Below are 22,859 nucleotides of genomic sequence, written 5' to 3'. Positions count from 1 at the left end.
TATATTTTATATGCACATAATACTAAGCATGGAAATGATTTTATTGCAATAAAATTGTCTAAAGAAACAGGGAGTTATTGCTCCCTGTCTTTTATTCAGTCTCTTGTTCTTCGTTTGATGGAAGTTTTATTCTGACTTTCTTAACATTACGAGGATCGGCTTCGAGGATATGGAACTCAATACCAAGTGGGTGATGAACTATTTCACCTTTTGTAGGTACTTCACCTGCAAGTAAGAAAATAAGACCAGCAAGTGTTTCGCAGTCTTCTTCTTCACCATCAAAAATGTTCATGCCAAGTTCTTCTTCTATTTTTTCAATAGAAACTCTTGCATTTGCTTCGTATAGTTTGTCATTTATTTTAAAGATTTCAAGGCTATCGCCCTCGTCGTGTTCATCTTCAATGCTACCTACAATTTGCTCAAGTAAGTCTTCAATTGTAAGGATTCCATCAATTCCGCCATATTCATCTACAACAACTGCCATGTGAACCCTGGCACTACGCATTTTTACAAGTAAATCAATGATATTCATTGTAGGTACGGCTAAAATAAGCGGTCTGATAATAGCATCTATAGTGAACTTATTTTTATTTTCACCCCTAAGATAAGGCAATAAATCTTTAATATGAATAAAGCCAAGCATGTTATCAAGGCTATCCTGATATACTGGAAGTCTGGTATGTTCTTCTTTAAGAAAAATCTCCATAAGCTCATCACTGTTAATAGATGAAGATACCGCAACAATGTCTGAACGTGGTATCATAACGTCTGATGCAGTTAATGATCCAAATTCAAGCATGTTATGAAGTAAAAACCTACCTTCAATTCCTGATATTTTATTTGTAGCGTCGTGATTTTTGACTAAATCAATGATTTTTTCTTCAAAATCATTGTCTTTTTCATTTTTATTAGGTTCTTTGGATTTAAATAGCCATGAAAAGAGTTTAAACTTTTTTGCTTTAGAATGGCCTTTGATATGTTCAACATCTAAATGTCGTTCGGTACTGGGGTAACTATCCATAAATGGACTGTTTTCTCCTATGTTACAATTGGAATTAAGCACTAAAAAATTCAAATTAATGCTACGCTAATTATATAATACCACATTTTTAAAATTACAAGTATAGGAAAAATAAAAATTATACTAAAAAAGCAAATTTAAGTTTAATTTACAACAACTTGATTAATTTTTGCTAATTGTTAGTCTGTGATTTCTCTTGTTTTTCAGGCAAGTAAAGGTCTCCTTTAACTCCGCAAGAGCTTAATATTATTATACTTATAATGATATATAAATAACGCATTATTGACCAGTTTTAAGTTTTAGTTGGCAAATATGGATAACTATAATATATTTCATTGAAAATACTATAAAATTTTGATTACGGTTTGTTTTTATGCGCAAAGTTATTTTATTAGTTTTAATGAATTTAGTTGCAACCTCATGCCAAAATGCTGATGTTAAACAAAATTATCCAAAAACTGCCGAAGATAGAAGATATGAAGAAATGGGTAGACTTACCGGTGATGAAGGTATTGTGCTTGGTGGTAAACGTAAAAAATCTGATGGCGTAGGTATTACAGTAAACAGCTACCTTTGGAGAGCATCACTAGAAGCGGTAAGTGAGCTTCCTATACATTTAGTTGACCCGTTTTCAGGGGTAATTGCTACAGAATGGCACCAAACATCACATGATGCGCATGAAAGATATAAACTTAATATTATTATAGCAAGCGATGTTCTAAGAGCAGATGCCTTAAGAGTTACCGCATTTAAGCAGGTTAGAAAAGGAAATACCTGGGTAGATAGCGCAAATTCTAAACAACTAGCTACAGAAATTGAAGACAGAATCTTTACAAGAGCAAGACAGCTTAAAATAGCAGATAACTAGAATTTCTATAAATATCAATAACTTACAAGATAATAAATACACAAGAGGTAAGCCGTGGAGTATTTGCACCAGGACATAGAAAACAAATGGCAAGAAAAATGGGAAAAATCTAATATATTTGAGGCAAGTGTTGATAATACAAAGCCTAAATATTATGTACTTGAAATGTTCCCGTATCCATCTGGCAGGATTCATATGGGTCACCTTCGTAATTATACAATTGGTGACGTTATTGCCAGAATGAAAAGAATGCAGGGCTTTAACGTGCTTCACCCTATGGGTTGGGATGCCTTTGGTCTTCCTGCTGAAAATGCGGCGATTGAGCGCAAAACACACCCAGGCAAGTGGACATATGAAAATATTGAAACAATGAAAGCTCAGCTTAAAAAGGTTGGGTTTGCTTATGACTGGTCTAAAGAAGTTGCTACTTGCTCTAAAGAATATTACATGCATGAGCAAAAAATGTTCCTGGATTTTTATAAAGCAGGACTAGTATACCGTAAAGAAGCTGAAGTTAACTGGGATCCTGTGGATAATACAGTTCTTGCAAATGAGCAAGTAATTGACGGCAGAGGCTGGAGATCAGGCGCAGTTGTAGAGCGTAAAAAGCTGTCACAATGGTTCCTAAAGATTACGGATTTTGCCGAAGATTTGCTTAAGTCGCTAGATACTCTAACAGGCTGGCCAGAACACGTAAAACTTATGCAGGAAAAGTGGATTGGAAAAGCAGAAATGACTTCTATTCATTTTAATTGCCCAGAGCTTGATAAAGATATTGAAATTCAGACAACCACACCTGAAGCTTTATTTGGCTGCACATTTGTTGCACTTAGTGTTGACCATGAAATTGCTAGCATTTTAGCTGAAAAGGATGAAAAACTAGCAAGCTTTATCAAAGAATGTAAGTCTATTCCAACAACAGAAGCGGCTCAGGAGCTTGCTGAAAAGAAAGGTTATTTAACAAATGTTACAGCAATTAGCCCTATAAATAATGTTAGAGTGCCAATTTATATTGCAAACTATGTACTACAGGATTTCGGAAGCGGGGCTTTATACGGCTGCCCAGGATGGGATGCGCGTGATAATGAGTTTGCTAAAAAATATGGCATTAATATTATAGACGTATTTAAATCTGAAGAAGATAGAACATTAATCAACTCTGATTTTTTAAATGGGCTTGAAGTTGAAGAAGCTCATAAAAAAATGAGTGAGTATTTAGATAAAAATAAATTAGGTACTAAGAAAACTACATACAGGCTTAGAGACTGGGGCGTTTCTCGTCAGCGTTACTGGGGTTGTCCGATTCCTATGATTCATTGTGATTCATGCGGAATTTTACCAGAAAAAGAAGAAAACCTTCCAGTTGTGCTGCCTGAAGATGTTGATTTTAGCAAACCTGGAAATCCGATTAAAAACCATGCTTCGTGGTCTAAAACTAAGTGTCCATCTTGTGGAAAAGATGCGCAGAGAGAAACAGACACATTTGATACATTTTTTGAATCTTCATGGTATTTTGCAAGGTTCTGCGATAATAAAGTAGCAGATCCTATTAATAAAGATGCTTGCAAATACTGGATGCAGGTTGATCAGTATATTGGTGGTGTTGAGCATGCAATCCTTCACCTTTTATATGCAAGGTTCTTTACCAAAGCTATGAAAAAATGCGGTTACTGGGATGTAGATGAGCCGTTTAAAGCGCTTTTAACCCAGGGAATGGTATGCCATGAAACATATAAAGATTCAAAAGGTAACTGGGTAACGCCAGATGAATTAATCAGCAAAGACGGAAAATATTATCATAAAGATAGCGGTGATTTAATTACGGTAGGACGCATTGAGAAAATGAGTAAGTCTAAGAAAAACGTAGTTGATCCTGAAGGAATTATAAAATCACACGGCGCTGATACTGCCAGAATGTTTGTAATGTCTGATAGTCCGCCTGAAAAAGATTTAATCTGGAGTGATAGCGGTGTTGAAGGATCAACCAGATTCTTGCGTAAGTTTTTTACAAATGCTGTAAAAGCTTTTGATAGCTATAAAAATTTAAATGCAGATTTATCGGATAGTTTAACTAAGAAAATCACTATCAATATGCATAAAACTATTAAGTTAGTTACAGAATCATATTCAGGTTTTGGATTTAATGCCGCAATTGCAAGAATTCGTGAGTTTACTAACTTTCTATACGATTTAGGTGATAACTTAAATGATTCTCAAAAGGGTGCAGTGTATAAGTCGTATAAAACCTTAGTGTTACTTCTTTCGCCTCTTGTTCCTCATATATCTGATGAGCTATGGGAATATTCTGGAAATAAAGGATTTACTATTGATGCTAGCTGGCCAAAGTATGAGGATAGTTTAACTGTTGAAGATACAGTAAGAATTGCGGTGCAAGTAAATGGTAAGCTACGGTCAACCATAGAAATAGCACAAAATTTAAGCAAAGAAGAGATAGAAAAGATTGCACTAAATGACGAACATATAGTAAAGTTTTTAAACGGCGCTGAGCCTAAAAAAATTATTGTAGTTCCAGGGAAGATTGTGAATGTGGTTATATAATAAAATTTATGCATTAGTTGCATTAGTTTTAGTGCTATCAGGATGCGGTTTTAAGCCTTTGTATTCTAAACATGAGGCATCGGGAATATGTAAGTTTAAGAATATTATTCTTGATAGTTCCAATGATGCAGCATCAATTGCTATCAGACGTCACATTGAAAACTATATATCTGCATGCGAAAAAAATATTACAGAAAAATCACCTATTTCAAGAATGTTAATATCGGCTACTTCTCAGGAAATAGGTGCTTTATACTTAAAGACTGGTGAAGCTACTAGGAAGATGATAAAACTTCATGCCGATGTACAATTGTTTGATGAAAATATGAGTCAAGTACACACCATAAGTGTAGACAACTATGACTCTTATAATAGTATTAATTCGCCTTTCAGTGAGTATGTAGCAAGCCAAAATTCTTTGGGAAATGCTGCCAATGGTCTTGCCAATCAAATTATAATTAAGCTCAATAGATATAGTATAAAATAGTATGGTTAAAGTTGCTCCTAATCAAATTGAATTTACACTTGGTAAAGCGTTAGAATATAATGGTATTCTAATATATGGTCAGGATTATGGGATGGTACAGCTCAGAGCAGAAAAGGTGCTTAACCAGTTCTTCCCTGAAAAAATAGATAATTTCCGCTATTTTGATTATCAGTTTGAGGAAATTAAAGAAGACGAAGAAAGATTGATAAGTAGTATTAAGTCTATTTCTTTTATTAAAGGCAGAAAATGCATTAGAATTAAAGGGATGACGGCAAGCCTTCCTAAGAACATTAAGGCTGCTCTCGATGAAGTGAGTAAAGGCGAATTTGTGATAATGCTTGCTGATGATTTGCCTGCATCAAGTTCACTTAGAAAATACGCTGAGGATAATCCGAATTTTATTTCAATTCCATGTTATAAACAGGAAGCTGTGGGAATTAAAGCCAAGATTCAGGCTTTTATTAGGAACAACCAAATTAGTGTAGAAGGTAATTTAGCAGAGATTCTAAACTACTTAGAAACAGTGTTTTCTGCAGATTCGATGATAATGGAGTCCGAACTTGAAAAGATTGCTATAGCTGCAAAATCTCAGCCACTAACTTTAGATTTAGTGGAAGAATTGGTAGGTAATAGTTTAGACAGTAAAATCGATGAGCTTATTTTTGCAATATTTGATAACAGAATAGCAGATGCAATAAAGCATTATGACAATGTTATCGATGAGATAAGTGAAGTTGGTCTTACAAGGTATATGATGAACTATATTAACCGTATTATGGATATAAAAATTCAGGCTGAAAAGAATAATTTATCAGTAAATGATGCTGTTAAAAATCAGAGACCACCAATTTTCTTTAAGCTAGTGCCAGTGTACGTTAAGTATTCTTCAAACTTTAATTTGTCGCAGCTCAAAAAGTTTATAGCAAGACTTAATGAAGCTGAATATTTAGCAAAATCATTTAGTCAGATACCAATTATTTATAAGAACCATATACTTAACTTGGCTAAATCATTATAAACGGAGCCGTAGCTCAGCAGGATAGAGCATCAGATTCCTAATCTGAGGGTCGCGCGTTCGAATCGCGCCGGTTCCACCAGGGACTTGGAGTTTAGTAGTATAGTTGTGGGACACTGGCGGGACACTAACTAATAACTATTAACAACAATTCCTACCATTCATTACATTTCAAATTTCTATACACAATTAGACTAAATTAGGTTTTAGGCTGAAACAATGTTTTTAGGACAATTGTCCCGCTAATGTCCCATAGGGAAATTTGACAGCCAAAAAATCTAGTTTTTTCAATAATTTAATGGGATTTTGAATATGATTAACAATCAGATGTTGCAATTTACTGCTGGTTTTTATAGTGTATCAAATACTTTTGGTAGGTATATATGGCAACTATAGAAAAGCGCATAACTCAAGATAATAAGGTAACCTACAGAGCTAAAGTCAGGCTTAAAGGATTTCCAGTTCAAACAGCTTCTTTCGATAGGCTCACGGATGCGAAAAGATGGGCGCAGCAAACAGAGGCAGCAATTAGAGAGGGTAGGTACTTTAAAACGTCAGCCGCTAAAAAATATACAGTTGCTGATTTATTAGATAGGTATATAAGCGATGTTTTGGTAAGGAAGCCAAAATCTATAGCCACACAAAAGCCCCAGTTAATATGGTGGAAGCAAGAGCTGGGTAGTTATTTGCTTTGTGACCTTACCCCGTCCATCATAGTTCAAACAAGAGATAAGCTAGCTAAGTCAACCACATCGCGTAACAAACAACTTTCTAGTAGTACAGTAAATAGATACATGGCTGCTTTGAGCCATGCAATTAGTGTAGCTGTTAAGGAATGGGGATGGTTAGATGATTCACCTATGACTAAGATTGCTAAATTTAAAGAACCTAGAGGTAGGGTAAGATATCTGGCTGACGAAGAAAGAGATAGGTTATTGCAAGCTTGCAGAGACAGTGCCAATCCGTATCTTTACTGTATTGTTGTTATGGCCATAAGTACAGGTGCAAGAAAGATGGAATTACTCAGGCTTAAATGGAAGGACGTAGACTTTAAAAGGCAGATAATTGTACTTCACGAGACCAAAAATGATGAACGTAGGTCTCTTCCCTTGGTGGGGTATGCACTAGAGCTTTTAAAGCAGCATTCTGAAAAATACCAGATAAATAAAAATGATTATGTCTTTCCAAGTAAAAACGGATTATTGCCTATGGATATTAGAACGCCATGGGAAACTGTACTTAGGAATGCAGAACTTGAAGATTTTAGGTTTCATGACTTAAGACACTGCGCTGCTTCTTATTTAACCATGAATGGCGCATCCACACATGAAATAGCCGAAGTGCTAGGACATAAAACTTTGTCGATGGTCAAACGCTACAGCCATCTTTCAGACTCACATACAGCAGAAATAGTAGCGAAAATGAACAATAAAATATTTGGGTAAGGTGGTACCGCATGGAAAATAAAGAATTGGTTACTGAGAGCTATGGGCATTTAGATAAAATCACTATAAGAATGCCATTTGGATACTGTTCTATAATAAGCCTATTTAATTCTATAAAAGAGCATTTTATAAATAAATATAACCTTAAATTTATAAACTTATCAGTAAATACAATTAATGATATTCATTTATTAGATCGTTATGTGCACCCTATACATGAGAAAATAATGACTATTTATGAAATAAAAAAATTGTTTGGCTCTAAAGAATGGAGCAATTTATCTAATTTAAACCATAGTTACTTTAGTGATATAGTGATGTGTACAGCTATAGCTAAATCTATATTATCTATATTAGAGAGTGGTAAAATAATAGTGCAGTTTATAGATAGAACCGGGAGTAACAAAATTGATATACCTTCAGTATATTGGTTAAGATCAGGTTATGATTTTCTTCTTTCTCCATATAATTATATAACTTATCAAGATGAAAGAACTATGTTTTTGCCAGAAATTATTACGGGTAGTTTAGTGGTAGAAAAATTAGCTATTGATAAATTTTTAGGGGATTTAACAGAATTATATAATTTTCAAAACAATAATATCTTAACAAAGAAAGTTATCCATTTTCAAGGATTTGCAAGGAATAAAATGCATCAATTGATTGAAAGAACTATATGTAAATTGGGTACGTTTGATGAAGATGAAATATGGGAACATCTGGTTAAACTTTCAACCGGAAAAGAAAGCTTCTTCAGAATATTTGAAAATAAAAAAATTATTTGGACATTAAAAGCAGCCACAACTATTAGCGGTTCTGAAAAAGAGCTAAGTAGAGAAAACTTTGATAGGTTTGTTAGAGATTTAAGACGTAAATATAATAAATCTAGTTTTTTTGATTTATAAAACATTAAACATATTTGGATACCAAAAAGCCTTGAGTAAATAATTCGCTAATAATAAATCTCATTTATTATACAACTATAGAGCATTTATTTTACATTTATTTTACATTTATCAAAATTTTTTGCATCTACAAACGTTAGTGTTTTTATGGCTTTTGCTCAATATTAATGCATGTAATAATACTCCTTAACCAGCGATAGGAAGCTGTAAAAGCCTAGGGCATAAAGTAGATTCTGGGCTGGGAAATTTTATTCAGGAGTAGCTATGTCTTCATATCTAACAATTCAACAATTAATTGAAAAACATCCATGCTTTACTAAAGGCGGGATGCGTTATTATTTATTCAATAGTAAATTCAACGGCCTTGATGATTCACAGGCTATTATTCGTATCGGAAGAAAAATCTTAATAGAAGAGGAAAGATTTTTTGAATGGATCAACAAAATTAACAATCGTAACTACAAGATGGAGGCTTAGAATGACTAAGTTAAATAAATTATTTGAAGAAGTAAAAAACTTAAATCCAGAAGATTATTACTCAAGTAAATTGTATAGCAATAGACGCTACAGAAAAAGAGGTGATTGGCAAGAAGGTGGCTTATGCCCTTTCCATAGTGATTCTAGGCCAGGAAGTTTCTGGATTAATACTTCCAGTGGTGCCTTTAATTGTTTTTCATGTGGTAATAAAGGTGGTGATATCATTGCCTTTGAAATGCAGCTAAACAGCTGTAAATTTCAACAAGCACTATCAAATATTGCTGAAGAATGGAGGGTAAAATGATAAGTTTATTAAAAGATATCCCTAAAGAATATAGGACTTTTAAATACCGGTATCATTGGTTTTATTGTGATAATTTTCTAACAGTTAGATATAACTCAGAGGATGGTAAAGATAAAGCAATTACTCCGTATATCCTAGCGGATGGGCAATGGCAAAACAAGGCACCTGAGGTGCCTTGTCCTTTATATAATCAACAAGAAATAAAGGATGAACCCAAGGATCAGTCAGCATTTGTATGTGAAGGAGAGAAAAAAGCAGCAGCTTTGAGATCTCTAGGATTATTAGCAACTACCTCTTTAGGTGGAGCTAATGGCGCTTTAAAAAGCGACTGGTCTTGTTTATCTGAATTTGAGACTGTTTATATTATATCAGATAACGATGAAGCAGGCAAAAAATATGTAAATGACGTTGCATTAAAACTTTTAAGTTTAAAGGCTAAACCAAAAGCAATTTATTTTGTTGATCTTCCTGATTTATCTGAGTCCGAAGATGTTGTAGATTGGATAAAGAAAGAAATTCCTGAATGGGATGAATATAGACCAATTCCTTCTGATAAAGTGGAAGATATCAGAAATAAGCTGCTCAAGGTTATTGAAGAGAATCGTCAACCTATATCTGAATTATGGGATTCAATAAAAAATATGGAAGAGACTACTGGACCTGATATTCCAGCAATCCTATTGCCAGAGACACTTAATAGATTTGTTAAAGCTCTTGCTAATCAGTTTGAAATAGCAGAGGGAGTTGTGGTATTGGCGATATTAGGGATAATTTCATCTGCAATTAATAAAAAATTTGATATAGTTCCACGAGAAGCTTGGAATGAGCCAATAAATACCTATGCATTTATTGCTCTACCACCAGCCAATAATAAGAGCGCTATACTACGAAATGTTATGAAGCCTATTATTTTATGGGAAAAGCAGCAAAGGGAAATATTAGAGCCAAAAATAAGAAAGCAATTTGCTTCTAATAAGCTTGTAGAAGAGAAAATCAAATCTATAAGGAAGAAAATTGCTGAAGCAGAAAATATTCTGAATGAATTTTCGCTTCAACAAAGGCTTACGGAGTTAGAGAAAAGTTTGATTGAACCTGATATTATTCCGCAAATTTTTATCAATGATACAACTCCAGAAGCTTTATCTAATACTATTCACCAACAGGGTAATAAAGGAGCTATAATATCTGATGAAGGTGGAGTAATGGAGAGTCTATCAGGGTTGTATTCTGGTAATAGATCAAATGTAGATATTATCTTGAAAGGAATCGATGGTGGAGATGTAAGAGTAAGGCGTAAGGATAGAAATTACGATCTTAACCCTTATATTACTATACTGATGATAGTACAACCTCAAATACTTATGAACATGCAGGATAAGGATTCTTTCAAGGGCAACGGGTTTCTTGAGCGTTTTCTATACTTAATCCCTAAAAGCAACCTAGGGTATAGATCGTTAAATACCCAAGCTACACCTAAAGAATTAATTGATTAGTATAATCAATTTATATTCGACTTATTAAATCTTGAGGTAAATGATGAACCGATAAAATTATATTTATCCGCAGAAGCTCAATGTGAGTTTGATAGTTTCCGTCATTATATTGAGCGGGAATTACGTCCTGATGGAAGTTTATATGATTATCGTGAATGGGGGGGTAAAATTTGTGGGTATAGCTTACGTATAGCTGGACAATTACACATGGCTGAGTATTTACAATCACGATCTACAATAATTGACTATGATGTAATGATGAATGCTATTGAGATTGCAAAGATTCTTATCTCACATGCTCAAATAGCTTATGGTTTAATGGGTATTGATCAAAATATTATTGATGCTAATTCAGTGCTTGAGTGGATTAATAATCAGAAAATCAAATGTTTTGATAAATCATCTGTAACTACCAAGTTCAAAAACAGAAAGGCTTTTAAAGGTAAAAAGATCGATAAAATACTCAGTATTTTAATTGAGCAAGGTTATTTGAAACATTATAAAGATCCAACAACTAAAAAACCAACAGATATGTATGTGGTAAACCCAAAAATATATCTGTAACCTGTTGCTGATATATTAATTCGGAAAATGAGAGTATACTACTACTCACTACTACAAATTCCTCATTTTCCTCTTTTTCTTCTATAATTATAATTGGATAAAACTTATATCGGTTTACATGTTGAAAAATTCAAGATATATACATTCAAATATTTCTTCAAGTATAGGGGATTAATTTATGAATGACTCTAAAGATAAACCTATTTCAATAAAACCCGATAAAGATACTAAGGTGCCTGAAAAAATAAAGCAACCTGTTGGGAAGCCTTTAAAATGGCAGGCAGATGAGGTAAAAACCAATATATAATTACTAGTATTATTGTGATTATAAATATCAGTAAAAACCATCTTCTTATGTTATCTGTTATAGTATCAAAATGTAGTGCTCTTTTTACTGCTTGGTCATTATTATACTTACTTTTTTCATCAAAAGTTAAAGCAAGTGAATTATATAAATATTGAACGTCATTTTCTAAGCATTCCTCATTATAAACTATAGCACTAGCTTCTATTCCATCAGATGCTACACCTATTGATTTTTCTATTCTTAGCATTTTATATATTGCATGATAGAAGCAACAAATAAGAAGAAAAATTGGTATTTGAAAAGCTTCATCTCTTAAATAGTTTAAAGATGCAAATAGTATAGCAATTATAGTAACATAAAATTTTTTAGCACTTTCATACTTTTTGTCTTGATCATCAAGGCTCTTTCTTGACGATAATAGCTTTGCTTTTGCTTCATTAAAAATAATTTCTGCTTTTGAGTGCATTTTTACCTCATTAAGAAAAGTTGAGTTTTTTATCTATTAAATGTAAGAATTTGAGTAAATTGAGCAATTTCTAAATTTATTATACTCAATTCAGAAATATACTAAATGCTTTATTTTTCAAGTACTTTTGATTATAATATTAATAATATAAATTATAAAATTTCTAGAATTATGAATACCACATTTCCTGATAAAACAGAGCAGAAACAGAGTGTATGGCAGAAGGGTGGGCCTAGTCCTAACCCTTCTGGTAGGCCAAAGGGGTCACAGAATAAAGCCATCATGGCTGTACAGCAGTTACTAGATGATGAAGGTGAAGGCATTGCTCGTAAAGCTATAGAGCTTGCTCTTAGTGGTGATATTACTGCAATTAAATGTGTATTAGAAAGAATCATACCACCTGCAAAGTCTAGGCCAATTACTATAGATTTGCCCGAGATGTCATCAGTCCAGGATACTTTGCTAGCAACCTCTAAAGTTATCACAGAAGTATCGCAAGGTAACTTAACACCTCAAGATGGTTTATTGATGATGGGATTATTAGAAAAGTTTGCAAAAACCCTAGAAGTGTCAGAACTTGAAAAACGCATATCTAACCTTGAAGAAGTGTATGAGCGCAATTAAAAACAGAGTTAAACAAGTTGAGAAGACTTTAAAATCTGTAAAGAGTAACAAATTTGTTGTTATAACCTATCCATACGGCTCAGACCCCAACAAGGCTAAAGAGAATTACCTAAAGACCAACCCCCATGACAAAGACACAAAACACTTCGTCATGGTAGCTGATTTTTCTAATATAAACAGTTAGTTGACAGCATTAAAAAATTAATTATTTGACAATAACTAAAAAATTAATTAATATTCCTTTAGTTCTTTTAACATTATAAAATTATTACATACGATATGACACAAATTATTATTACAAAACAAAATGCAGAAAAGTCTTACAAATTAGCATCAGATCTTTTGGAAGCTCTCAAAAATCAAGATTATAGTCGCTATTATCAAATATATACAAATAATCAAGAATATTTTGAAAGTGAATATACTTTAGAATGCAAGGTTTTAGAAAAATATGATAACAATTATGCTCAACTAAGTACAATAGCCCAAAATGAGATTAATATGTATAATACTATAACTCCTAAATATATTGAAACATTTGAGTTACTAGTAAATATAGGTCATCAACATTTAATCGATCTATCGGAAATAAATACGTTTTATTTATAAGATTTTGAAAACCTTATTTAGCAGAGAAACCACCACCATGACAAAGACGCAAAACACTTCGTCATGGTGGCTGATTTTTATGGCAGTTCTACATCTTAGTTAAAAGTTTTAAAAAGCCTGCGAGGCTATCGACTTTACCATAAATATGGTGAGATACAAAATATACCATGCATATTAAAAACCCAGCAATACATAAGCAGCTTGCAGATGTAAAGCCCATGTCATTTAGTGCTATCCTAAGTTTACTTGCCTCAGCTTTTTCTAGCTTATCTTTTACCCTATTTTTTAGAACAGATATAGGTTCTGATAAAAGTAATGAAAAATTCAAGCAAAACATTGCCAGGGGGAAGTAAATGATCTTTCTTTGCTCATCTACATAGCAACATATAATCAATAAAATTAACTGTAAGGTAGATATTATAGAGTAATGAACTACACCTTTCCATTGGTAATATTTAGTCTTGTAGGTAATGTCAAAAAGCAACCCACTTAAACTATAAGAAAATGGAAACGTTATTAATAACCATATTATCATTATTGCTATTAGCATGTAACTAAACTCCCATTGCCTGATAATTTAAGATTAGCTTCTTGACTTATAACACGAAGATTAGCTTCTTTTTGGTGAAAGTATTGCCATCTTGACTTAAATCCTTCATCCGCTAATTGGGCTGTATTAAGGTGTAATTTAGGATCTGAAATTTTGACATCTAATATATCTAAACTCTCTGACCTCAAAAATGCATCAACTAGGTTTTTAAAAGTCTTTGGTGATTCATGATCTACATGAATGTTCTTTTTACTACGGATATTAGTCAATTCAATGTCTGGAAAGATAGGACACCTCATTTTTTCAACAAAGTTATCTTTTATGTATTCTTTTATTTGGCTTATAACCGCCTCTCTAAAGGCTTCGTAAATATCGATTTTTAGCTTCTCACCTTCAATGCAAGTTCTCCAGCTGAATTGAATTTTTGATCCATCCGTCCTTATGATATAAAGGCATCTGCTTCTAAAATCTGGGCTGTAGTCGTATAATATGTTAGCTACTCCACAACCTATTTTTTCATCCTTCTGAGGATGTAGAGCAAGTAAATCTATGATAAATAACTTATCTGACTCCTCTAGAATATCTCCATCTATATATTTCTTAAGTACGCTTTGTACATAAGTAATTGCAGACTTTTTGCTTGTAAAAAGTTGTTGACCAATTTGTATTGGTATTGATTTTGTCATATTTAACCTATGATTATTTTATTAGTATCTGAAATTTAAAGTAGATTTACTCAATGACGATATTTTTAAACCATACAAGAAGCGTCTCTCTAATCTGGCTATTGATATTACTCATTTGACTATATTGCTGAGGTATATGTATATAGTCTTCGTCAAATAGCGAGTTATGATGACCCTGCTCTATTTTATGAAGCATAATAACACTTATACCTTTATGAATAATAGATTGTAATTTTTGAAGCAATTCTTCTAGCAAAACTTTTATGCCATTGTCATAATCATAAATACTGAATTCTCTAATCATAATTTCATCAAAAATAGCTATCTGAATTTCGTTCAGAGGATAAAGTATTATAGCATTGTAATCAGGTGAGTTTTGAGAAATTAAGCTATCAAGCTTCCTAAACGCATCATTAATCGTAATTACCTTATCTGAGCTAGTAATATCATTATCGTTAGATAATAAAGAGCACTGAAAAGACAAAACTTTGGTTGCCTGACTTTTTTGTAGAGTCATTAAAATATTTTGAGGCTCTTTGGAATAAACAAGAAGCTTCTTTGGATTATTTAGTTTTAAATTATATTTATTGCGCATTTCTTCCTCCCGAGAATCATATAATATACGATCACCAGAATGAGAAAACTGGCGATCGGGGAGTTCGAAAAACCGCCAACAGACAGCCGCGACCCTTTTAGTCGTGAGACCTGAACATAAGGTCGCCTCCCCGACCATAATTCAAGGAAGCGACATTTTATACGGTAATATCTAACCGCTGTTGGGTAAGGGTTTTCGACGCCCTAGGACAAAACTGATCTATCCATGTGGGGGATAATAGTTAAGAACTATTTCAAAAGCAAGGGGATTTTTTTAGATTAAGCAATCTTGGAGTTGTTTGTATTGAAGCCAACTTATGATAAAAATATGGAATTTTATAGACTATACGTAGTCATTATGAATTGAGTCATAAATATCAAAAGTACCACCATAGTTTTGTATCAATTTTATCATGTCTTGATTTCCCAAGTACATTGCATGGTATAATGGTGTAATATCACTATTATCATGATGGTTTACATTTGCACCGTGAAGCAATAAGAACTCTGCTATTTTTATATTACGATTGCTTATTGCATAAAATAATAATGTTTGACCAGTATTTGGATCTGCATGATCTATATCTGCACCTCTATTATATAATAATTCTGTAAGATCTGTATTATAATATTTTTGTTTAAATACTCTATCAAATAAAGAATATCCATTATTATCTAAATGATTTATGTCTGCACCATTATCACATAATAGATTTACCAATTCATTATAATTTGTTGCATCGATCTTACAACCCAAAATATTATCTAAAAATTGGTCAAGTACATTAAAGCCGTTATACTGGTGATTTACATCAGCCCCTGCATCAATCAGTAATTTAATTATATTAATATCAACTTTATACTGCCCAATTGCACTATGTAACACTGTTCCACCAGAATTGCTCCACCTACAGTTTACATCTGCACCAGCATCAATTAATATTTTCATAATTTCATAGTTACGATTAGTTAACGCATTAAATAATGCATTCCAGCCTTCATGACCTAACACATTAATATTTTCAATATATGGCAAACAAAGTTTAAGTGAGTTTACATCGTTATTTCTTACCGTTTGAAGAAATAAGTCTTCCATTTTACTATTCATAGTCACGCCTCAATTTACACTTAATATGACTTACATCTAAATATTTAATTTCTTAACATTATATTAATTTATCTATAAAATGTCAATATTTTATTTACTTTGATTTAACCAACTGAAATATATAACAAAATTATAAACTTATTAATTATTATATGATATTATAGACTAAGATTAATTTCTTAAGGTTATATATGGCTGCACCTCAAAACATAAAAAGGTTAGTGGAAAATTTTGATCGTGTTGTTCAAACTGGTAAGATAAAGCAGTATAATGAAGCGCAGACTAGGCTAGACTATATTGATACATTTTTTGAGGCTCTAAACTGGGATATTAGGAACAAAAATGGCTACGCTCCAAGCTATAGAGAGGTTATTACCGAGGATAGCATAAAGTCTAGCGGTAATTCCTTCAAAAGGCCTGATTATACCTTCAGAATAGGTAATGACAGAAAGTTTTTAGTCGAGGCTAAAAAGCCATCGATAAACATTAGCAAAGATGATAAGTCCATTGTGCAGGTTAGAAAATATGGCTGGAATGCCAAGCTTCCTGTAAGCATCATAACAAACTTTAGAGAGCTTGCTGTATATGATACACGCTTAAAGCCCAATCTTGAGGACAAAGCAAATACTGGCATAATAAAGCTTTATACCTATGAAGACTATATCGATAAATGGGATGAGATATCATCCATATTCTCTAAAGATGCTATACTGAAAGGATCATTCGATCATTTTATTGAAGTAGCAAAGCCTAAAAAAGGCATTGTTCCGGTAGATGAAGAATTCCTAAAAGATATCGAAAAGTGGCGTGAGAAGCTTGCAAAAAATATCATAGCCAATAACCACCTATCCGAAAAAGACCTTAATTATGCGGTGCAAATGACCATTGACCGCCTGATATTCTTACGTATTTGTGAGGATAGGAAAATAGAGGATGAAAACCGCCTACTTAACCTCACCAAAACTAAAGGCATTTATAACAAGTTAGTCAAAGACGTATTCAGAGAGGCTGATGATAAATACAACTCAGGGCTTTTTCATTTTAAGGAAGAGCGCAATAGGCCAAATTATCAAGATAATATAAGCACCAAGCTTAACATAGATGACAGCCCGCTTAAGGATATTATAAGCTCTATGTACTACCCATGCCCTTATGAATTTTCAGCAATGCCACCTGAGATTTTGGGGAATATTTATGAGAAATTTTTAGGGCAAGTGATTACCCTGTCATCTACTGGCAGAAGCGTTAAAATTGAGCCAAAGCCTGAGGTTAAGAAAGCTGGTGGGGTATATTATACTCCAAATTATATCGTCGACTACATCATAAAAAACACAGTTGGTGAGCTTTTAAAAGACAAAGCACCTGAGCAGGTTGATAAGGTAAGAGTCCTCGACCCTGCTTGTGGTTCAGGGTCATTCTTACTTGGTGCTTACCAATTTTTGCTCGACTGGCATTTAGATTATTATGTAGCAAACCCTACAAAATATAAGAAGCGGTTTTACAAAGCAGGTGAGAATAACTATAAGCTTACGATATCGGAAAGAAAACGCATCCTTACAAATAATATTTATGGGGTGGATATTGACTCTCAAGCTGTAGAGGTAAGTAAATTATCGCTACTAATTAAGGTGTTAGAAAATGAAACCCAAGAAACAGTAGGCGAGCAACTAAAGCTATTCAAAGAGAGAGCATTACCTGACTTAGGGGATAATATAAAGTGCGGTAATTCCTTAGTAGGGACGGATTTTTATACGAAATATCCTAAACTTACAGAGGAAGAAAAAGCTAAAGTTAACCCCTTCGACTGGCAAAGCGAGTTTACAGTAGTTTTTAAGGACGGAGGATTTGATGCAGTGGTGGGGAACCCACCGTATATATTTACCAGAGACCAAGGGATTTCAAAAATTGATAAAGAATACTATTATAAGGCATTCAAACATCAAAATTATCAGCTTAATACTTATACCATGTTTATAGAGCATGCGTGGAATTTGCTTAATACAAAAGGTAAACTTGGTTATATCATACCCAATAATTGGCTATCTATAGGTACTTGTAAACCCTTTAGAGAATTCATATTAAAAACTTCTGGTGACATAAAAATTATTAATCATCAATATAAAGTTTTTAAAGGAGCAAGCGTTGATACATGTACTCTCATTTTTAGTAAAATTAAGCCTTCAACTGTAGAAATAATAACTGCCGAATCTCCAAATAAATTACAAGTAAGTAAAAAAATCAAAGCTGCAGAAGTTATCAAGCAATTAGCACTAAACTTCAGTGTAGCAGAAAACCATGAAGAAATATTAAATAAAATAAACAAATGTTCTTTAACCGTAGATAAAATAGCTAATGTAAAGTCAGGTCTGAAAGCTTACGAAATTGGCAAAGGTACTCCGCTACAGACAAAAAATTCTATGGAGAATAGAATATTTCACTCTCAGCACAAGCAGAATGAAACTTATCTAAAATATTTAAAAGGAGCAGATGTACAAAGGTTTTTTATAAACTGGTCTGGAGAATATTTAAGTTATGGTAAATGGCTTGCTTCGCCGAGGGATAAAAATTTATTTGAAAATGAAAGAATTTTAATAAGACAAATTCCTTCTAAACCTCCTTATTGTATTAATGCTACATATATCAAAGACGTTTATCTTAATGATATAAATAGCATGATAATCAATAATTCAAGCCTATATACCCTTCTTTATATACTGAGCATTTTAACTTCAAAGCTCATAAGTTTTTGGTTCATTAAAACTTTTGCCAAATTAGACAGAAAAACTTTCCCTCAATTTAAAGTATATGAACTAAAGTCATTTCCAATCCCAAAGCTTGACTTTTCCAAAAAATCTGACAAAGTCATCCATGATAATCTGTCCTCACTTGCTGAAAATATGCTTGAGATGAATAAGAAGCTTGTAGCAACCAATAACCCTAATGATAAAACCAAAATCCAAAGGCAGATTGAAGCAACCGACAAAGAGATAGATTTCCTAGTCTACAAACTCTACGGCCTTACAGATGAAGAAATTAGGATTGTAGAGGAAGAATTGAAAAAATGACCCCGCGACGTAACTCATACAATCCATCCTCTCAAGAACCCTTCAAGCTTAGCCGTACTGCCCTTTATGACTTCATTAAATGCCCTAGGTGTTTTTATACTCATAGAAAGCTTGGAATTGCAAGACCCGCTATACCTGGCTATAGCCTTAATAGTGCTGTTGATGAGCTGCTGAAAAAGGAGTTTGATTACTACCGTGCATTACAAAAACCCCACCCGATTATGGCTGAATATGGTATAAACGCTATTCCGTTTGCGCATAGTAGCCTTGATGACTGGCGGAATAATTTTAAGGGTATTGGCTGTTTGCACGACTCTACCGGCCTTTACCTGTACGGCGCAATAGATGATGTATGGATCACGAATGATGGCGAAATCATAATAGTCGACTACAAATCAACCTCTAAGGCTGAAAAGGAAGTGTCACTTGATGATGAATGGAAAGACTCATGGAAAAAGCAGTTAGAGGTATACTCGTACATCTTCCAGCAAAACGGTTATAAGGTGCATGATACGGCATATTTTGTGTACTGTAACGGCAAGAAGGAACTAGACAATTTTGAGGGCAAACTAGATTTTGATGTAACCCTAGTCCCATATAAATGGGATGCATCATGGGTGGAAGAAGCCCTTGTAAATGCTAAAGCCTGCCTAGATTATGATTATATTCCTGCATATAGCGATAACTGCGATTACTGCAAATACTTAATCAAACATCAGGAGATTTTATGAGGATTTTTTTACTTATATTGTTCTTAAGTCATACCACATTCGCTGCTGAAATAATTGGCGTTGTTACTAAGGTTACAGATGGGGATAGCCTTACTATAACCGATGCTAGTAATAAACCTCATAAAGTAAGGCTAGTTAATATCGATGCACCTGAAAAGAACCAAGATTATGGGGTGGAATCCACCAAGTCTCTTGAGTCTATTTGCATTCACAAAGAAGCTAAAATAACCTATGAAGACAAGGATAAGTATAACAGAATCTTAGGACATGTTTATTGTAATGGTGCGTATGCAAACCTAGAGCAAGTAAAACTTGGTATGGCCTGGGTCTATGAGAAATATACTAATGATGAATCATTTATAGCTGCCCAAAATAAGGCCAAAGCGACTAAGCTTGGTTTGTGGGCTAACCAAAACCCACAAGCACCATGGGAGTTTAGAGAGGCTCAAAAACAGCCTAAAGTTAGTTCTAAGCCTAATTGTGGCTCTAAAACCAAATGCTCACAGATGTCTTCCTGCAAAGAGGCCATGCACTACCTCAATAACTGCGGCGTGAGCAGCCTAGATAGAGACAAAGACGGTATTCCGTGTGAGAAATTGTGTAGGTAGGGGCATTTATTGAAATGCTTTTGCAGCCTCACCAAAAACAAAATCAGCTCTATACCCATCTTTTAATACCACGTTACCATGTCCGCTTAAACCATTTGGATCTCTATGAACATTTGCAAACCCTTTTCTTCCATCACTGCAAATAACATTTAAAGTCAATGTTAGAGAGGTATTTAGTCCATCATAATTTCCTGAGCATGTAAGCTTTCCATCGGAAACCTGAAAATGTGAACTGTAAAGACTCGCAGTAGATGATCCTACTAATACTCTACCATCTTGACCTATTACTGCTACGGGTGATGTGTTTTTGAAGGCACAAGAAGACAGGATTATTGACAATATAGTCAAATAGATAATTTTCATAATAATACCCTCCATATCAAAGTATTAAATTAATTATATATTAATAAATTAATATTTAGAAATACAATTTAAGAGCATGTTTATAAGTTACGAAATATCAATTACTTATCATATCTTAATTCTTTATTAATTTTACTTATGCTCAATAACATGATTATATTTCCATGGGACACTGGTGGGACACTAATCCATAAATCTCTATAAAAATTAGCAAAACTCTACAACACGAAAATCTCTTGAAACCCTTGTAAATCTTTGCTATTAGTGTTTGTAGTTTATTGTGGATTATAGAATTTTTGGGATTCCTAATCTGAGGGTCGCGCGTTCGAATCGCGCCGGTTCCACCAGGGGCTTTTTTTAAAGCATTTATATAAGATATACTTGACAGCTGAAAGAATGTCGTGTAGAACGCCCAAAAGTAGAAAAATTCAACTTATAATATCACATTGTGTCGAATATAATCTTAAAACCAAATTTATGGTTAACCACTTTTGCTGCCAAAATTTTGGCTTTAATATTTTTAAGTATACCGTTTGCTTATGCAGAATGTTTTAAAGCAGCTGATGTTGATGGTATTGCCTATAATTTTCCTGAATGTTTAAAGCCACAGGAATTAGCAAAGTTACTAGAAGATAAACAAGCGAAACTTGACCTTGAGGGTTATGCATATTCAAAAATAAATTTAAAAGAAAAGCAAAATGATAAGTTAATATTTGAAGTTGAAAATTTGCCATTTGAACTTATCGGTAATAACGGATTTTTGTTTTCAAGTATAAAAACATTTAATGCATTTAAAGTTGATGAGGCTTTGGAAAATGCAGGACGCCTAAAAACTGTAGAGACAAAAGGCGTTATTAAGGAGAATGATAATAAATTACAACTTGCCCTAGTAAGTAAGCGTTTGAAGCCGGTTAATGTAAATTATAATTTTTCTAATGAATCTTATGACCATGGTGCAAAACATACATTTAGCGTTGATCTGGAACATTATTTGGGATATTACGAAGCACTTAATTTAAGTTTCAATAAAACCAAAGGCGGTAAATTATTTGCAACAAATTTTTCTGTACCAGCGCAAACTTTTATGCTCAAAGCACGCTATAGTCATTCTACCAATAAAACCAGCAGAATTGGTAGGGATAACTTATTATTAAATACGGATGAAAATTTACAGTCAGAAATTTACAGATATAACGATGAGCTATTTCTTAAAAAGCCTGATATTTTAGACAGATCTATATATTCAACTATAAATAACTGGCAATACCAAAATAACAAGGGTATAGGGTTTGATAAAACTCTCTTTAGAGATAAAGCTCAGGTTCTTAAATTCGGCTTTGATTTGGAACGTAGAAAGCCCTCAAGATTCCAAAATAATTTGAGACTTGAATCATTACCTCTGACAGTTGCCAAATTCGATATTATTCATAGTTTAAATCGTGAAAAATACGACAATAGCCTTACTTTCTCTATCTCTAAAGGATTGAAACTGGGTGGAGTAGCAAATGATAAACTTCAATCTGGTTATAAATATAATCCCAGGGCGCAGTTTATAAAATATAATTTAGATAATATCTATACAACTACATTTTTAGGGCGTGGATATTCTGTAAGTACATCCATTCAAAAAGCTTATCATAATTTATATGATGAAGAAAAAATGGCTTTAGCAAGTTTCGGAAATGTCAGAGGTTATTATTATGAATCAGCAAACGCAGAAAATGGGATACTAGTAAAGCAAGATTATACAATCAGCACTCATAAATATAATGGCTTCGCAGCTCGCCCATATGTTTTTTTAGACGCAGGTGCTGGCAAAAGGTCAAAATCAAGTAATCATTATTATTTATCAAGCTTTGGTATAGGGGCTGCTGTCAGCAAAGATCGTGCAGTGCTTAATGCAACATTTGCAGTGCCATTTAGAAACAATTTAAAGCGTACTTATGAAGAGTCAAAACGCTCAAAACCAAGTTTATTTATTAATTTTAGATTCAATTTAATTTAGGAAAA

At 33.3% G+C, this 22,859-nt stretch carries 24 protein-coding genes and 1 tRNA gene; 18 read left to right on the top strand and 7 right to left on the bottom strand.

The annotated features are described in order from the left end of the window. Positions 1-91: 91 nt before the first annotated feature. Entirely contained in the window at positions 92-1,021 is a 930-nt protein-coding gene (locus BGO27_02405; GenBank protein ID OJV15340.1) for a hypothetical protein, read from the bottom strand. A 373-nt stretch (positions 1,022-1,394) separates the two neighbouring features. Here BGO27_02405 and BGO27_02400 point away from each other — a divergent pair, with 373 nt between their 5' ends. The 11 genes from BGO27_02400 to BGO27_02350 all read left to right on the top strand — a co-directional run bounded on the left by BGO27_02400 (position 1,395) and on the right by BGO27_02350 (position 11,138). Then, complete coding sequence (locus BGO27_02400; GenBank protein ID OJV15339.1) at positions 1,395-1,889, top strand: hypothetical protein; 495 nt, start codon at positions 1,395-1,397, stop codon at positions 1,887-1,889. 54 nt (positions 1,890-1,943) lie between these two features. After that, complete coding sequence (locus tag BGO27_02395; GenBank protein ID OJV15338.1) at positions 1,944-4,448, top strand: leucine--tRNA ligase; 2,505 nt, start codon at positions 1,944-1,946, stop codon at positions 4,446-4,448. Next, on the top strand, positions 4,435-4,935 hold the full coding sequence (locus tag BGO27_02390; protein ID OJV15337.1) for a hypothetical protein: 501 nt from the start codon (positions 4,435-4,437) through the stop codon (positions 4,933-4,935). Before BGO27_02395 ends, BGO27_02390 begins: the two co-directional genes overlap by 14 nt. A 1-nt stretch (position 4,936) precedes the next feature. Beyond that, positions 4,937-5,953, top strand: a complete 1,017-nt coding sequence (locus tag BGO27_02385; protein OJV15336.1) for a DNA polymerase III subunit delta — start codon at positions 4,937-4,939, stop codon at positions 5,951-5,953. Between the two features lie 2 nt (positions 5,954-5,955). Then, positions 5,956-6,032, top strand: a tRNA-Arg gene (locus tag BGO27_02380). Positions 6,033-6,333: 301 nt separating this feature from the next. After that, positions 6,334-7,395, top strand: a complete 1,062-nt coding sequence (locus tag BGO27_02375; protein OJV15335.1) for an integrase — start codon at positions 6,334-6,336, stop codon at positions 7,393-7,395. Between the two features lie 11 nt (positions 7,396-7,406). Next, positions 7,407-8,300 (top strand): hypothetical protein, encoded by an 894-nt coding sequence (locus tag BGO27_02370; protein ID OJV15334.1) that lies wholly within the window; start codon positions 7,407-7,409, stop codon positions 8,298-8,300. Between the two features lie 264 nt (positions 8,301-8,564). After that, a complete protein-coding gene (locus tag BGO27_02365; GenBank protein ID OJV15333.1) occupies positions 8,565-8,777 on the top strand; it encodes a hypothetical protein in 213 nt (70 codons plus the stop codon). A gap of 1 nt (position 8,778) precedes the next feature. Continuing rightward, on the top strand, positions 8,779-9,081 hold the full coding sequence (locus BGO27_02360) for a hypothetical protein (GenBank protein ID OJV15332.1): 303 nt from the start codon (positions 8,779-8,781) through the stop codon (positions 9,079-9,081). Continuing rightward, positions 9,078-10,574 carry a hypothetical protein gene (locus BGO27_02355; GenBank protein ID OJV15331.1) on the top strand — a complete coding sequence of 499 codons (1,497 nt, stop codon included), beginning with the start codon at positions 9,078-9,080 and terminating at the stop codon, positions 10,572-10,574. Before BGO27_02360 ends, BGO27_02355 begins: the two co-directional genes overlap by 4 nt. A 207-nt stretch (positions 10,575-10,781) precedes the next feature. Further along, complete coding sequence (locus BGO27_02350) at positions 10,782-11,138, top strand: hypothetical protein (protein ID OJV15330.1); 357 nt, start codon at positions 10,782-10,784, stop codon at positions 11,136-11,138. A 227-nt stretch (positions 11,139-11,365) separates the two neighbouring features. Here the strand turns inward: BGO27_02350 and BGO27_02345 are convergent, their stop codons facing one another. Then, positions 11,366-11,911, bottom strand: coding sequence for a hypothetical protein (locus BGO27_02345; GenBank protein ID OJV15329.1), 546 nt, complete (start codon positions 11,909-11,911; stop codon positions 11,366-11,368). A gap of 168 nt (positions 11,912-12,079) precedes the next feature. On the opposite strand from BGO27_02345, the gene BGO27_02340 reads away from it, so the two are divergent. The 3 genes from BGO27_02340 (at position 12,080) to BGO27_02330 (ending at position 13,144) form a co-directional block, all read left to right on the top strand. Then, entirely contained in the window at positions 12,080-12,535 is a 456-nt protein-coding gene (locus tag BGO27_02340) for a hypothetical protein (protein ID OJV15375.1), read from the top strand. Beyond that, positions 12,522-12,719, top strand: a complete 198-nt coding sequence (locus BGO27_02335) for a hypothetical protein (protein OJV15328.1) — start codon at positions 12,522-12,524, stop codon at positions 12,717-12,719. Before BGO27_02340 ends, BGO27_02335 begins: the two co-directional genes overlap by 14 nt. A 95-nt stretch (positions 12,720-12,814) precedes the next feature. Further along, positions 12,815-13,144: a hypothetical protein gene (locus BGO27_02330; GenBank protein OJV15327.1), complete on the top strand. Its 330-nt coding sequence runs from the start codon at positions 12,815-12,817 to the stop codon at positions 13,142-13,144. Positions 13,145-13,232: 88 nt separating this feature from the next. On the opposite strand, the gene BGO27_02325 is transcribed toward BGO27_02330, so the two are convergent. The 4 genes from BGO27_02325 to BGO27_02310 form a co-directional block, all read right to left on the bottom strand. Then, the gene (locus BGO27_02325) at positions 13,233-13,472 is read right to left on the bottom strand and encodes a hypothetical protein (GenBank protein ID OJV15326.1); all 240 of its coding nucleotides are present in this window, start codon (positions 13,470-13,472) and stop codon (positions 13,233-13,235) included. Between the two features lie 215 nt (positions 13,473-13,687). Then, a complete protein-coding gene (locus BGO27_02320) occupies positions 13,688-14,380 on the bottom strand; it encodes a hypothetical protein (protein ID OJV15325.1) in 693 nt (230 codons plus the stop codon). 46 nt (positions 14,381-14,426) lie between these two features. Beyond that, positions 14,427-14,975, bottom strand: a complete 549-nt coding sequence (locus tag BGO27_02315; protein ID OJV15324.1) for a hypothetical protein — start codon at positions 14,973-14,975, stop codon at positions 14,427-14,429. A 342-nt stretch (positions 14,976-15,317) separates the two neighbouring features. Continuing rightward, entirely contained in the window at positions 15,318-16,082 is a 765-nt protein-coding gene (locus BGO27_02310) for a hypothetical protein (protein OJV15323.1), read from the bottom strand. Positions 16,083-16,273: 191 nt separating this feature from the next. On the opposite strand from BGO27_02310, the gene BGO27_02305 reads away from it, so the two are divergent. Genes BGO27_02305 through BGO27_02295 form a run of 3 tightly spaced genes read left to right on the top strand, consistent with a single transcriptional unit; the run spans position 16,274 to position 20,486 of the window. Continuing rightward, positions 16,274-19,147 carry a hypothetical protein gene (locus BGO27_02305; protein OJV15322.1) on the top strand — a complete coding sequence of 958 codons (2,874 nt, stop codon included), beginning with the start codon at positions 16,274-16,276 and terminating at the stop codon, positions 19,145-19,147. Further along, complete coding sequence (locus BGO27_02300; protein ID OJV15321.1) at positions 19,144-19,878, top strand: hypothetical protein; 735 nt, start codon at positions 19,144-19,146, stop codon at positions 19,876-19,878. The genes BGO27_02305 and BGO27_02300 overlap by 4 nt, the downstream gene beginning before the upstream one ends. Continuing rightward, on the top strand, positions 19,875-20,486 hold the full coding sequence (locus BGO27_02295; GenBank protein ID OJV15320.1) for a hypothetical protein: 612 nt from the start codon (positions 19,875-19,877) through the stop codon (positions 20,484-20,486). The genes BGO27_02300 and BGO27_02295 overlap by 4 nt, the downstream gene beginning before the upstream one ends. Positions 20,487-20,492: 6 nt before the next feature. Here the strand turns inward: BGO27_02295 and BGO27_02290 are convergent, their stop codons facing one another. After that, positions 20,493-20,849, bottom strand: a complete 357-nt coding sequence (locus BGO27_02290; GenBank protein ID OJV15319.1) for a hypothetical protein — start codon at positions 20,847-20,849, stop codon at positions 20,493-20,495. 448 nt (positions 20,850-21,297) lie between these two features. Between BGO27_02290 and BGO27_02285 the strand changes: the two genes are divergently transcribed. After that, a complete protein-coding gene (locus BGO27_02285) occupies positions 21,298-22,854 on the top strand; it encodes a hypothetical protein (GenBank protein ID OJV15318.1) in 1,557 nt (518 codons plus the stop codon). Positions 22,855-22,859 lie beyond the last annotated feature (5 nt).

The sequence above is a fragment of the Alphaproteobacteria bacterium 33-17 genome (genome assembly GCA_001897445.1).
In the GTDB taxonomy this organism is placed as follows: domain Bacteria; phylum Pseudomonadota; class Alphaproteobacteria; order Rickettsiales; family 33-17; genus 33-17.
This window is presented reverse-complemented; position numbering and strand designations above follow the sequence as displayed.

What these genes read in the sequence shown, in the direction of transcription:
- BGO27_02405 (OJV15340.1), bottom strand. Translation starts at nt 1,021, where the DNA reads ATGGATAGTTACCCCAGTACCGAACGACATTTAGATGTTGAACATATC.
- BGO27_02295 (OJV15320.1), top strand. Translation starts at nt 19,875, where the DNA reads ATGAGGATTTTTTTACTTATATTGTTCTTAAGTCATACCACATTCGCT.
- BGO27_02400 (OJV15339.1), top strand. Translation starts at nt 1,395, where the DNA reads ATGCGCAAAGTTATTTTATTAGTTTTAATGAATTTAGTTGCAACCTCA.
- BGO27_02365 (OJV15333.1), top strand. Translation starts at nt 8,565, where the DNA reads ATGTCTTCATATCTAACAATTCAACAATTAATTGAAAAACATCCATGC.
- BGO27_02310 (OJV15323.1), bottom strand. Translation starts at nt 16,082, where the DNA reads ATGAATAGTAAAATGGAAGACTTATTTCTTCAAACGGTAAGAAATAAC.
- BGO27_02315 (OJV15324.1), bottom strand. Translation starts at nt 14,975, where the DNA reads ATGCGCAATAAATATAATTTAAAACTAAATAATCCAAAGAAGCTTCTT.
- BGO27_02335 (OJV15328.1), top strand. Translation starts at nt 12,522, where the DNA reads ATGAGCGCAATTAAAAACAGAGTTAAACAAGTTGAGAAGACTTTAAAA.
- BGO27_02300 (OJV15321.1), top strand. Translation starts at nt 19,144, where the DNA reads ATGACCCCGCGACGTAACTCATACAATCCATCCTCTCAAGAACCCTTC.
- BGO27_02390 (OJV15337.1), top strand. Translation starts at nt 4,435, where the DNA reads ATGTGGTTATATAATAAAATTTATGCATTAGTTGCATTAGTTTTAGTG.
- BGO27_02350 (OJV15330.1), top strand. Translation starts at nt 10,782, where the DNA reads ATGGCTGAGTATTTACAATCACGATCTACAATAATTGACTATGATGTA.
- BGO27_02370 (OJV15334.1), top strand. Translation starts at nt 7,407, where the DNA reads ATGGAAAATAAAGAATTGGTTACTGAGAGCTATGGGCATTTAGATAAA.
- BGO27_02360 (OJV15332.1), top strand. Translation starts at nt 8,779, where the DNA reads ATGACTAAGTTAAATAAATTATTTGAAGAAGTAAAAAACTTAAATCCA.
- BGO27_02375 (OJV15335.1), top strand. Translation starts at nt 6,334, where the DNA reads ATGGCAACTATAGAAAAGCGCATAACTCAAGATAATAAGGTAACCTAC.
- BGO27_02385 (OJV15336.1), top strand. Translation starts at nt 4,937, where the DNA reads ATGGTTAAAGTTGCTCCTAATCAAATTGAATTTACACTTGGTAAAGCG.
- BGO27_02330 (OJV15327.1), top strand. Translation starts at nt 12,815, where the DNA reads ATGACACAAATTATTATTACAAAACAAAATGCAGAAAAGTCTTACAAA.
- BGO27_02320 (OJV15325.1), bottom strand. Translation starts at nt 14,380, where the DNA reads ATGACAAAATCAATACCAATACAAATTGGTCAACAACTTTTTACAAGC.
- BGO27_02290 (OJV15319.1), bottom strand. Translation starts at nt 20,849, where the DNA reads ATGAAAATTATCTATTTGACTATATTGTCAATAATCCTGTCTTCTTGT.
- BGO27_02355 (OJV15331.1), top strand. Translation starts at nt 9,078, where the DNA reads ATGATAAGTTTATTAAAAGATATCCCTAAAGAATATAGGACTTTTAAA.
- BGO27_02345 (OJV15329.1), bottom strand. Translation starts at nt 11,911, where the DNA reads ATGCACTCAAAAGCAGAAATTATTTTTAATGAAGCAAAAGCAAAGCTA.
- BGO27_02305 (OJV15322.1), top strand. Translation starts at nt 16,274, where the DNA reads ATGGCTGCACCTCAAAACATAAAAAGGTTAGTGGAAAATTTTGATCGT.